Raw genomic sequence first — 12,487 nt, 5'->3', positions numbered from 1 at the left:
ACCTGTCGGGTGCGACCTGAGGCAGGCACACGGACGCCTGCGCCTCGGCGTTCACCGCCATGGTGAGTGGATGTCCGCAGTCGTGGCGTCGAGGGCGGCCGGGCCGAAGCCGGCCTCGGTCAGGATGTTCGCCGCGACTGCGCGGCCGACCCGCCCCGGTGAGACCAGCCGCCACGCGGCAATCCGCTACCTGCGTCGCATCGCCCACGAAGGCGTTTGCGTAGTCGTGGTGCGCCCTGCGGCGGAAGTCTGGCCGCCGTTTGTCCGCTTCGCGCTCGCTTCGCAGGCCCGCTGGTGGACGGCGGCCGAGTTGCGGTCAGCCGGAGTGCTGGCCGAGCCTGCTGAACTGCTCGGCTCATGGACGGCTACTGGAACGGGGGGTTGCCCGATGAAGCGATCTCGCTCGAGTGGCGGCTTCAACGCCGACCGTGCGCACGCTGCGCCCTGCTCCCCGAACCCTGACGGGCTGTACACGCCGATGCAGCGTAACGTCGTTTTGTGGACTCCCCTGCGGACAGTCTCGTGTCCCGTGCCGCGTGTAAGGCAGGCTGCGGGCAGACCAGCTGATCCATGACGTCGAGCGGTGCCTGCAGCGTGGAGTCCCCGAGGTCTGGGAAGACCCCGACGTTGCCCGCATGACGGCAGAGAACGTCACCGAACATGTTCTCGCGGCGTTGGCCGGCCTGGTACACGGCATCGAGCCGGACCAGATCGAAACGCCGACCGCAGACCCGGACCGCGCGCGCCGACTGGCTCGGCACGGGACGCCCGTCAGCGTGATGCTGCGGTCCTTCCGGCTGGGGCAAGGTGTCATGCTCGACCGGCTGCTCGAAGAGATGCCCCGGCTGACCGGCGACGCCGCATTGATCAGCGCAGCTTCGCGCAAGCTGATCGCGACGATGACCGGGTACGTCGACCCCATGTCGGAGCAGGGCGGGGCGCTACCAGCGGGAACGGTACCGGCGGCTGCAGTGGCGGCTGTCGATGGTGAACGAGGCGGGCAGGCGCATCGGAACCACGCTGGACATCGCCCGCACCGTCCAAGAGCTGGCGGAACTCGCCACCGAGAATTTCGCCGACCTCGTCACCGTCGACGTGCTCGACTCCGTGCTGGGCGGAAATGACAGCCCGACGAACGGTCCTCCGACGCTCCGGCGGGTCGCTCAACGATCAGTGGTGGAGGGCGACCCGGAACGATCCGACCGGAGCAGCTTCACGTCAGCCCGCGCAGTTCACCGTCGGCTCGCACCCTCGACACCGGTCAGCCCTCCCGGCACACCGGCCCGGCACCGCCCCTTGACGCCGGCGGCGCCAACGACCACCGAGCCCACTCGACACTGGTGGTGCCGCTGCGGGCCCGAGACTCCGCCCTCGGCGTCGCGCAGTTCATCCGGCACTGCAACCCCGACCCCTTCGACGACGAGGACCCCGCCGGCTGCCGTCGTGCGGCCCCGCGCTACCCCGTACGGTACCAGTTCCGTACACGGTACGGAACTGAACTTCGCCACAACGATCGAGACGCGATCCGACTTGCGCTGGACTTTCCATACGGCGTACGGTACCAATTCCATACGTCGTATGTTTCATCTGTGCACCGCGGTACCGATGGGGATCGCGAAAAGCAGATCCTGCCCGTATCCACAGATGTCGCCAATGCCATCGCATTCGCGCACTAGATCTCCCCGGAGGAAGTCATGACCACGATCACCAAGAAGGCAGGCAAGGGCCTCACCGACGGTGTCGTCTCCGAGCTGGCCACGTACTTCGACGTCAAGCCTGGCCACGAGGAGCAGGCGCGCGAGGCCGTCGCGAAGTTCGAGGAGGTGCTGCGCGCCACCGACCCCGCGGAGACCATCAAGACCGGTCTGCGTGACAGCCGCCACGTGATCTTCGACAACGGCAGGCGCCTGCTGTGGGCCACCACGTTCGAGACCGAGTGGGACCCCTATGTCGACGACGCGATTCTGCTCGTCGGTGTCCAGCACTTCCTGGACTGGATGCAGCACACCACCCAGTGGGACGCGATCTCGGCGTGGTACGAGGAGTCCGGCGGCGCGGCTGTCCTCGCTGACAAGAGCGCCCCGGACTTCGAGGTGAACGCCCGCAAGGCCACCGCGGGCCTGAAGGCCATCCTGCAGACCGGCCAGTCGCAGGCCGCGGCCTACTTCAACCCGCTCGGCTCGGTGACGATGCCGCAGATCCTCAAGGCCCAGAAGCTCGACGCCGCCTTCCAGGAGGTCCTGGACGACCCGGCCGCCGAGGAGGCCCTCTCCCACCCGGCCCTCAAGCCGCTGCTCGCCCACGCCGCCAGCTGACCCACCCTACCCGCCCGGAGGGGGCCCTAAGCCGCCCCCCTCCGGGCGGGGGCGCCACCTCTGCCCCGCCGCGACCCGCGTGATGACACCGTCCACGCAAGACAGTTCTGGAAGGCATCATGAGCATCGAGACGGGCAGCGCCCTGGAACTCGACGACATCCAGGCCGCCGCTCTCCAGCCACGGCCGATCCCCTACGCGGGCTTCTACCTCGCCCTGCGCATCGACGACCGGCGACAGGGGCGCGAGCTGCTGCGGCGGCTGACCCCCGCCCTGGACTCGGTCGCCACGTTCGACCCCGAGCGTCAGGTCTCGCTCGCGGTGGCACTCAGCTTCCAGGGCCTGAAGGCCCTGGGGGTGCCCGAGGAGTCGCTGGCCACCTTCCCGGAGGAGTTCCGCGAGGGCATGGCCGCGAGGGCGGAGTACATCGGGGACGTCGGGGAAAACGCGCCGGAGAACTGGGAGGGCCCGCTCGGTTCCAAGGACGTCCACCTCATCCTGGCCGGACTCGCCCCGGACACCGCCCGCCTGGAGACGGTTCTCCTCCTGGTTCGCGACGCCCTGCGCGATCTGCCCGGCGTCGTTGTCATCTGGCAGCAGGACGTGCACGTCGGACCGGACGAGAAGGAACCGTTCGGTTTCCGGGACGGCATCGGTCAGCCGGCGATCGAGGGCACGGGCATCCCCGGCACCAATCCGTACGAAGAGCCGCTCAGCGCAGGCGAGTTCATCACCGGATACGAGGACGAGACCCACGGCGTCGCACCCGTTCCGCAGCCCGAGGTGCTCGGGCGCAACGGAACGTACGTGGCCTTCCGCAAGCTGCACACGCGAGTGGCCGCCTTCCGTACGTACCTCCACGAGCGCGCCACCGACACCGCCGACGAGGAGCTGCTGGCGGCCAAGCTCGTCGGCCGCTGGCCCAGTGGCGCCCCGCTGGCGCTGACGCCGGACAAGGACGATCGGGAACTCGGTGCCGACCCCCAGCGGAACAACGCGTTCATGTACGGCGACGACGCGGAGGGCCTCAAGTGCCCGGTGGGCTCCCACGCCCGGCGGATGAACCCGCGGGACGCGGTCGTCACCGGTGAGGTGCGCCTGCACCGCATGATCAGGCGCGGTACGACCTACGGCCCGCCGCTGCCCAGGGGCGTGCTGGAGGACGACGGCGCCGACCGCGGCATCATGTTCGCCTTCGTCGGAGCGCACCTGGACCGGCAGTTCGAGTTCGTCCAGCGGCAGTGGGTGAACGACGGCAAGTTCATCGGGGCGCCCGCGGAGAAGGACCCGCTGATCGGCACGAACGACGACGGCGGTTTCACCGTCCCGCGCAAACCGATCCGCCGCCGCTTCAAGGGGCTACCACCGTTCGTCGTCAACCGGGGTGGCGAGTACTGCTTCATGCCCGGACTGTCGGCGCTGCGCTGGATCGCCGACCTCGACACCTGACATCTCTCACAAGCAACACGACAAGGAGCGTTTCTCATGGCTGACCACTTCTCCGGGCCGCGTGCCATCGCGGACCCTGCGTCCGACATCTGCGACGTGTACGCCTTCCCGAGCCCGGAGCGGCCGGGGAACCTGGTGCTCGTCCTCAACGTGCTCCCGGCCTCGGCCCCTACCGCCCTGTTCTCCGACGTGATCACCCACCGTTTCCGCGTCCGGCCGGTCACGTCCGTGAGCGAGGGCGCCGCCGCGGCGTTCAATGTCGGCGAGGACGAGTACGTCTTCGACTTCACCTTCGACGCCCCACAGAAGGTCGGCGGCACGGACACCGTGGTGCAGGCGGGCACGTGCCAGGCGCCCGGCGGCCGGAAGGTCTCCTTCCAGGTCGGCAACGAGGTGCCCACCGAGGCCGAGGGACTGAAGATCTTCGCCGGGTCGCGGCTCGACCCGTTCTTCATCGACTTCGTGGGCGTGATGGTCACCGAGGCGACGGGCCAGCTGGGCTTCAGGTCTGATGCCAGCAACGTTCTGGAGGGCTTCAACGCGCTGAGCATCGTGCTCGAGGTCGACGCCGCGGTGCTCGGCCCGGCCGCCGGCTCGCTGGTGGCGGTCGTCGGCGAGACCCTGACTTCCGGTGGTGGACGCCCCGTCCGGCTGGAGCGCATGGGCCGGCCGGAGATCAAGAACGTGATCATGTCGCCCAAGAAGTTCGACACCGTCAACAGCGATCTGGAGATCCGCGACCTCTACAACGAGGAAGACACCTTCAACATCCGGCCCGAGTACGCGGACGCCTACCGCGCACGGCTCAACGCCAACCTGGCCTTCTACGACGGCCTGGACGGCAAGACCGCCTGGCCGATGGACGAGCAGGGCGCTCACCCGCTGACCGAACTGCTGCTGGCGGACTTCATCGTCGTCGACCTGTCCAAGCCCTTCTCCGAGGACGGCTGTTTCGAGATCGAGACCGCCCTGCTCGTCGGCCGCCCGCACACGACCTGCGGTGGCCGGTCGCTCAACGACGACATCGTGGACACCCTTTACACCCTGCTGGTGAGCGGCGTCGACGGCGAGCGCATCAGTGACGGCGTCGACCAGCCGACCAAGCCGGCCACCCACACCTTCCCCTACCTCAACGCTCCCAACCCGACCCCGCCGGACCTCGGTGCCCGCCTGGCCGAGCTGATGCCTCCGCCCCCCCAGGAAGCGGCATGACCGGGGCGTCTCACCAGAAGTGTGAGCCGGTCACGACGAATGGCATCATCGCCGTGACGAATCTGCACGGGCAGATCGACGGCCTGGCCGTACAGCTCAGCCGTACGGGTACCGGGGAGACGCCTGGGGCTTCGTTGGCGGTGGCGCAAGGGGCGAGCCTGATCGACCTCCTCAACCTCCGAGGCCAGATCCTGGGCCGTGTCGCCGATTACGAACGGGCCGCGGATCTCGCTGAGCGGCTCGTACGAGTCGCACCCGAGGACAGCACGGCCCTGCTCGCCCGCGCCAGAACGCGGGCGACCCTGCACCGCTTCGCCGAGGCCGTTGCCGACCTCGGCGAAGCGGGCCGGAACGGCGCGGACGCGGCCGCACTGGATGCGGAACGAGCCGTCGTCCTGCAGGCGCTCGGCTGCTACGCGGATGCCATGGCCCTGATCCGCAAAGCGGCGGGGCGGCAGAGCGACTTCACGACGTTCGGCGCGCTCGCCGTACTCCAGGCGGAGCGCGGTGAGGTCAGCGAGGCGGAGCAGCTGTTCGGCGAGGCGCGGCGGCACTATGGGGGGACTTCGCCGTTCCCGCTCGCTCAGCTGGACTTCCGGCGCGGTGTGATGTGGCACCGCGAGGGCGACCTCGATGCGGCCCGCTCGTGCTACGAGGCCGCCCGGCGCCGGGTGCCCGACTATGCGCCGGCACTCGGCCACCTGGCCGAGATCGAGCTGCTGCGCGGAAACCCTCAGGCCGCCGTCGCCCTCCTGCATCCCCTCACGCAGACCAGTGACGACCCCGAGTACGCCGCCCACCTCGCGGCCGCGTTGCACGCAGGCGGCAGCGTCCAGGAGGCGAGCCAGTGGCGCGAGCGCGCGGCGGCGCGTTACGACGAACTGGTGCTGCGTCACCCGGCGGCTTACGCCGACCACGCGGCCGACTTCTGGCTCACCGTGGGGGCCGATGCCGAGCGGGGGCTCGAACTGGCGCTGCAGAACCTCGCGTTCCGCCAGACAGACCGAGCCCATGCCCTGTTCCAGCACGCTGTCCTCGCGCAGAGCCGGGTGGCACAGGCTGCCCCATAGCCGCCAAGCGGCGATGCCGGCGACATGAAGCACCGACGGGGTCGGCCGGACGGACCGGCATGCCGTTCGGCCGACCACGCGCCAGCCCGCAGGGGCACAGGTGACTCGGCCTCTTACCGGCTGAGGCCCCCTCGACTCCTCGCAGTACCCCCACTCCCCTTGTGGTCCCACGGACCACTGCAGCACTCCGAATCAGCACCACTACCCGAGAAGGCTCAAAACGATGGACACCATGCTGGCAGGACGCGTCAACCTGGACACGAAGAAGTTCGTCATGGAGGAGATCCCGGTCCCCGTACCCGGGCCGGGCGAAGTGCTGATCGAAGTGAAGGCGGCAGGCGTGTGCCTCTCCGACCTCCACCTCATCGACGGAAGCATCACGCCGCTGCACCTGAAATCCAACATGCTCACCCTCGGGCACGAGATCTCCGGTGTCATCCATTCCCTGGGCCCCGGCCTCAAGCGGGACCTGGCCGTCGGCACGCGGGTCGCCCTGCAGGCGGGACAGCCCTGCCGCGAGTGCGCCACCTGCGTCAGGGGCGGCACGTGCACGTCGTTCCGCGGCCGCGGCGTCGACTACGACGGTGGCTGGTCCCAGTACACCATCGCCCGTGAGGACACCGTCGTCCCCATCCCCGACACACTTCCCTTCGACCAGGCGGCGATCATCCCGGACGCCGTCTCCACCTCGTACGCGGCCCTGGTCGACACCGTGCAGGTGCGTACCGCCCAGTCCGTGGGCATCTGGGGAGTCGGCGGAACGGGTGCCCATGCCGTCCGGCTGGCCCGCACGATGGGTGCCACGCCGATCATCGCCGTCGACCCGCTGCCGGGTGCCCGTGAGCGAGCCCTCGCGTTCGGCGCCGACATCGCGCTCGACCCGGCCGACCCTGGTTTCGCCGAGGCCGTGCTGCGGGCCACCGACGGTCTGGGCCTGGACTACGCCTTCGACTTCGCGGGCGTTCCCCGGGTCCGGGAGCAGGCGTCGCCCCTCCTCGGTAACCACGGCCGGCTCGTCCTGGTGGGTATCACCGCGCAGCCGCTGACGATCTCGGAGAAGATGACCTTCAACCTGAAGAACAAGAAGGTGTACGGACACTACGGGTCCTCGTTCGATCACGTCTACGAGCTGATCCGGCTCGCCGGCAGCGGCCGTCTCGACCTGGCCCCCTCCATCACCGACCACATCTCCCTGGCCGACGCCCCCGAGGCGATCCACCGCCTGGAGAACAAGATCGGCGACCCGATCCGCCTCATCCTCGTTCCCTGACGACTCGACCAAAGCGCGATGGGTCGCCCCGGCGACGGAGTCGGCCTATCGCGCGACCAGCACCCGCAACCGCCGCCCCGGAGAAGCAGACCGACATGCGCGACTTACGTAACGCCACCGCATCCAGCGACAACTGCGATCCGACAGGACTGAGGCAGCCAAGGTGCGCACCCATCCGATACACAATGTCGCAAATGCGGGGGCTCTCCCGCCGAGCACAGGACCTATGAGTGGTTTGAGGAGTGGTCATGGACAGGACCGAGAACATCGTCGTCTTCCGCTTCGCCGAGCAGGCCTCCGCCTACCAGGCGCTCAGTGAGCTGAAGCAGATCGGCGGCCCGACCGTGGAGGTCACAGGCGCGATGCTCGTCGAGCGCCGACCGGACGGGACAGTGCGGATTCCCGAGGGCGTCGACGTCAAGGCGGGAGAGGGCACGCTGGTCGGCGGGCTCGTCGGTTCGGTGGTGGGCCTGCTGGGTGGACCGCTTGGCGTGGTGCTGGGCTGGGGCACCGGCGCCCTGGTGGGCGGCGGCGCCGACTGGCGGCGGGCGACGCAGACCTCCGGCCTGGTGGCCCTGGTGGCCGACGAGGTCAGCGCGGGCAGCACGGTGCTGGTCGCCGAGGTCGCCGAGCGCGAGACGGCGGCGGTCGACCTGTTCGCCATGCGATTCGGTGCGGTGCTTGAGCGCAGGCCGGTCGAGCGGGTGCGAGCCGAGGTCAAGGCGGTCCGTGAGGCGGAGGAGGCGGCAGAACGAGAGGCCGCCAAGGCTCGCCGGGAGCAGAAGAGGGCCCAGGTTGAAGCCACGGTGGAGGCCCGCGGGAAGGCGCTCAAGCAGCGGTTCCAACGCCCCGCCGCCTGACTCGCTCAGACACGTCATCACAGGCAGGGCCCAGGTCGCGGACCTGGGCCCTGTTGCTGTTCGGAGCGCCTTCATCGCCGACGGAAACCAAGGCGACCTCGGTGACGTGCAACTGCGGGCACGGCAACAAACTGGGCTCCCTGCCGCCCCAGCGGGGCGAAGCGGGAGTGTAGTCCAGGCCATGCTCCCGGTCGTCAGGAGGGAATCATGACGGCTCGCGGCATCCGGCTCGCCGTCCTGACGTCCACCGAACGTACAGGCGTCACCCTCACCCCGGCCTGCTTTCCAGCCGCCGGTGCCGTCTGCTGTGTGCAGGTGCTCGGCCTGGCGGATACTGATTCGGCCGGTGCCGTCCCAGCCGATCCTGACGGGCCTTCACTCAATCGGCGCCGGGTACAGCTGGCCTCCGGGTGTCGGGCATCGCTGAGGCCACCCGCCGGACGATGCCCCAGCCTGGCGACCGCACGGCGCGCACGGCGGCCGGCCGATGGCGGGCAACCCGTACCCGCAGCACCCGGGGACTGATCCGGCACCGCACGGGAACGGCAGGGTTACGGCTTCGCCGTCCAGCCCGACGGGGACGACCGGGACGTCGGCGTCGACGACGACGTCGTCCGGGGTGGCGAGACGGGTCAGGCCGTGCGGCTGCCCGCTTCGCAGCCGGGCGGCCGTCTCGGCGGGCGTCTCCGCCCTGGCGGCAAGGACTCCCAGGAGTCCGGAATCCAGCTGCGCCCGCATGCCGGCCCGGCCGGGTCATCAACCCGGTACGGGTTGTTGCTCACCAGCACGGCATCAGGCTGGCCGGGTCCTGCACCAGGCGGCATACGCACCGAACGACACGTTGTTGACGAACACCCGATCGCCGGCGAACCCGAGATCCACGCGCAGCTCGACGCCGTCCGTGGCCTCCAGCGCGGCCGAGGGGTCCTCACGGTCCAGGCCGAGGTCCATCGCGAAGTGGTTGCGGGTACCGGCCGGAACGACCACGAAAGGAAGACCGCTCTCCGCGGCAACCGGCGACGAGTGCCTGCGTGCCATCTCCGCCGGCCACCCCCAGCAGATCCGCACCGTCATCCACCGCAAGTCGCGCGACAGCCGCCAGATCCTGGGGCCGGGAAGGATCGAGCAACAGAACCTGAGCCCCCAACGCACAGGCACTTTCCGCGATCCGGAACCGGCTCGCCTTCCCTCCCCCCGAACGCGGGTTCACGATCAGAAACGGCCGCCGCGGCGCGGCCACCGGTCGGGGCGCGCTCCCGGTCACGGCAAGAGCCGGCGGGCCGCGTTCATCAGCCCTGCGCACGCAGGCACGGGTAGAGCTGCCGTCACCACTCCCACTGTTGACCGCGCCGTCCACCACCGGACCGGTCCAGCGATCGCATCGGCGGCCACCGCCTCCATGACATCTCCCCCGACGACTACGGCCTGCACCACCGGCTTGCAGCTCAGCCTGGGCATACGCACGCCGGGACCACAGGCAGTCGACTCGCCAGCGCAGTTACGGCCTACCGTCGTCCCAGGACGTGTTTCGGAGTGGGCCTTGGTGCCCTGATCAAGAGCGAAATCCTGAGGGCGAGCCTTGCAACGGGAAGAGACGCGAACGGCAGACGCGGTCGATGATCTGGTCAGCGGTTTCGGTCCACTTGTGGGGCCGGGCCTGCTCGTTCCAGATCTTGATCCAGTCCTCGAGCGCTGGTCCTCGCCAGGTCGTGACGCGGTTCGCTCTCGCAGTCCGAGCCCCCACTGCCTGAGCTGCGGACCGCGTGACGGAAGTCATGATCAACGGTCTTGGTCGGCCAATGGATCCCCTGACAGGGTGGCCAGCGTGAACGACGGAAGGTACGCGGGGCGGACTGCGGTGGTGACCGGGGCGACCCGGGGCATCGGCCGTGAAGTAGCCCGTCAGCTGCATGTGGGCGGAGCAACCGTAGTCCTCGGCGCCCGGGATCTCGTGACGGGTGAACGCTGCCGGGGCACTTCGGCGTCGTCGAGTCCCCGACGTGGCCGCATGTCCGCCGTCGGGCCGGGCTGATCGCGGGGGCATTTCCTCGCAGCCATGACGAGCTGCGAGGTTCTGTCACCTCTGGTCTTCCCGCTTCAGTGACAGCCGGCCGGCCTGTGGGCACGAACCGATCGGCCCGCGGTCCCGTGCGGATGTCACCGATCCGATCACTGCACGCCTGTGGCGCGTGAACTGAACCGGTGCGAAGCATGAACTGAACCGGTGTGACCCGGTCGCGGCGAGACAATTTGACTCATAGACTGCGAGTCAATCTGTCTCCCCTTCCACCTGGTACACCTTCCGCTGATAGAACCCGAGTAGCAGCCACTATGGGCTGGTTGTCCCGCTACATGTGCACGGCACGTGCAGCGTTCTCGTCCTGCTGGGGTACACCCCGGCGGTAGAGCAGGGCGGTGACGACCAGGCCGGTGATGAAGACGGCCGCCGACCACCAATAGGCGGTGGAGTAGCCCTCGATGCCGGCCTGCGCCAGGACGCCGGGGTCCTTGGGGTCACGGCCGGAGAGGTAGTTCGTGGCGGCGTCGGACGCCATCGTGCTGAGCAGGGCGACGCCGATCGAACCACCCACCTGCTGGACGGTGTTGACGGCGGCGGACGCGACTCCGGCGTCGGCCGCTTCGACGCCGGAGGTCGCCAGGCTCATGGCGGGCGCGATGACCGTGCCCAGCCCGATTCCGACGAGTACCAGCTGGGGCAGTACCTGCGTCACGTATCCGCTGTTCAGGTCCAGCGTGGTCATCCAGGTCAGGCCGGCGGCCGCGATGGCCATGCCCAGCGGTACCACCGGCTTCGGTCCTATGCGCGCCACCAGGACGTTGTTGGCCACGGCGGAGGCGGACGACGATGCCACGATCATGGGAAGGAAGGCGAAGCCGGTGTTCAGGGCGCTGTAGCCGAGGCTCTGCTGCAGGTAATAGGTCAGGAACAGGAAGACGCCGAACATGCCCGCGCCGGTGACGAAAAGGGCGGCGAAGGAGGCGCTGCGGTTGCGGTCCAGCAGGACGCGCAGGGGCAGCAGCGGATACGCCGCCCTGTTCTGCCACCGGGCGAAGACGGCCACCAGTACGGCTCCGACTGCCAGCATGCCCCATGTAGCCGGCGAGCCCCAGCCGTGCGTCTCGGCGTTCGAGAATCCGTAGACCAGGCCGAACAGGCCGATGGAGGCCAGCAGGGTGCCGGGTACGTCGAGCCTGGAGGACGTGTCGCGCGGGGTGCGGTGCAGCAGGGCCGCCCCGCCGACGAACGCCACCACCGCGAAGATCACGTTGACGTACATGGTCCAGCGCCAGTCCAGGTACTGGGTCAGTACGCCGCCGAGGATCAGGCCGATGGCTCCGCCGGCACCGGCGACCGAGCCCGCGACGGTGAAGGCTTTGGCCCGTTCGTGCGGATCAGTGAAGGTGGTCATCAGGACCGACAGGGCCGACGGGGCCAGCAGGGCGGCGAACAGGCCCTGGACGGCGCGCGCGATGACGAGCATGGCGAAACCGTTCGCCGCGCCTCCGACCATGGAAGCCGCCGCGAAGCCGGCCAGACCCACCAGGAAGGTCACCTTCTGGCCGGCCAGGTCCGCGATGCGGCCGCCGAGCAGCAGCAGACTGCCGAAAGCCAGCGCATAGGCGGTGACCACCCACTGCCGGTCGGCGTCCGAGAAGCCCAGGTCGTGCTGGGCGGACGGCAGGGCGATGTTCACGATGGTGCCGTCGAGCACACCCATCAGCATCGACAGGGAAACGACCAGCAGAATCCACCAGCGACGCCGGTGCGACAGATCGGGCACCTTCTCAGGTGTGGTCTCGGCGCCGCGAGCGGCGGCGGTGGCGTTCTGGGACATGGGGGCAGCCCTCCGGACAGCGGATGGGGGATGGAGGAAGAGAGAAAAGAAGGGATCGAGAGATCGGTTAGGGCTCATCCGTTAGGGGGCGCCACTTCGCGCTCACGGGCGGGAGCACTCGGCGGCGTAGCCGCCTCGGTGAACGGATGACGCGGGTGATCCAGCTCGACGAGGCCGGCGGTCCCCCCCTCTTTAGGAGGAGACCGGGAACAAGCCGACGACCGTGGCCATTTCACGGGTCGGCGTCATGCGGCTGCCGTGTAGAGGCTGGATGTGGAACCACCCCGCCGGGCGGTCTCACCCGATGTGACGGGGCGGCTCCCCTGTGTCGCAGCCTGATAGCCCGACTGCGGGCGCGCCTCAGCCGCCAGTGCCTGCGGCGCAGCGCCTCAGCAGGTGTTGCTCAAAGGCCGGCGTGCCGGCCGTCGCGACCGGCGGTGAGCCGGCTTTCCAGA

Annotated in this window: 8 protein-coding genes and 1 pseudogene; 7 read left to right on the top strand and 2 right to left on the bottom strand. The window is 69.2% G+C overall.

Going from position 1 to position 12,487, the window contains the following annotated elements:
* The first annotated feature begins 548 nt into the window (after positions 1-548).
* The 7 genes from AC5WRT_RS38200 (at position 549) to AC5WRT_RS38170 (ending at position 8,175) form a co-directional block, all read left to right on the top strand.
* Entirely contained in the window at positions 549-1,124 is a 576-nt protein-coding gene (locus tag AC5WRT_RS38200) for an RsbRD N-terminal domain-containing protein (protein ID WP_496101066.1), read from the top strand.
* Positions 1,125-1,694: 570 nt separating this feature from the next.
* Complete coding sequence (locus AC5WRT_RS38195; protein ID WP_496098768.1) at positions 1,695-2,315, top strand: hypothetical protein; 621 nt, start codon at positions 1,695-1,697, stop codon at positions 2,313-2,315.
* Between the two features lie 119 nt (positions 2,316-2,434).
* Entirely contained in the window at positions 2,435-3,763 is a 1,329-nt protein-coding gene (locus AC5WRT_RS38190; RefSeq protein WP_496101065.1) for a Dyp-type peroxidase, read from the top strand.
* A gap of 36 nt (positions 3,764-3,799) precedes the next feature.
* Positions 3,800-4,975, top strand: a complete 1,176-nt coding sequence (locus AC5WRT_RS38185) for a DUF4331 family protein (protein ID WP_496098770.1) — start codon at positions 3,800-3,802, stop codon at positions 4,973-4,975.
* Positions 4,976-5,028: 53 nt separating this feature from the next.
* Positions 5,029-6,045: a tetratricopeptide repeat protein gene (locus AC5WRT_RS38180; protein ID WP_496101064.1), complete on the top strand. Its 1,017-nt coding sequence runs from the start codon at positions 5,029-5,031 to the stop codon at positions 6,043-6,045.
* A 223-nt stretch (positions 6,046-6,268) separates the two neighbouring features.
* A complete protein-coding gene (locus tag AC5WRT_RS38175; protein ID WP_496098772.1) occupies positions 6,269-7,315 on the top strand; it encodes a zinc-binding dehydrogenase in 1,047 nt (348 codons plus the stop codon).
* 248 nt (positions 7,316-7,563) lie between these two features.
* On the top strand, positions 7,564-8,175 hold the full coding sequence (locus AC5WRT_RS38170; RefSeq protein WP_496098773.1) for a histidine kinase: 612 nt from the start codon (positions 7,564-7,566) through the stop codon (positions 8,173-8,175).
* A gap of 379 nt (positions 8,176-8,554) precedes the next feature.
* Here AC5WRT_RS38170 and AC5WRT_RS38165 read toward each other — a convergent pair.
* A pseudogene (locus AC5WRT_RS38165) lies at positions 8,555-9,457 on the bottom strand (diacylglycerol/lipid kinase family protein); the annotation flags it as partial.
* A gap of 1,066 nt (positions 9,458-10,523) precedes the next feature.
* A complete protein-coding gene (locus AC5WRT_RS38160; RefSeq protein WP_496098774.1) occupies positions 10,524-12,032 on the bottom strand; it encodes an MFS transporter in 1,509 nt (502 codons plus the stop codon).
* Positions 12,033-12,487 lie beyond the last annotated feature (455 nt).

Source organism: Streptomyces sp. NTD91, from assembly GCF_059510455.1.
The sequence above is the reverse complement of the archived record's forward strand: the minus strand, read 5'-3'. Positions and strand labels throughout refer to the sequence as shown.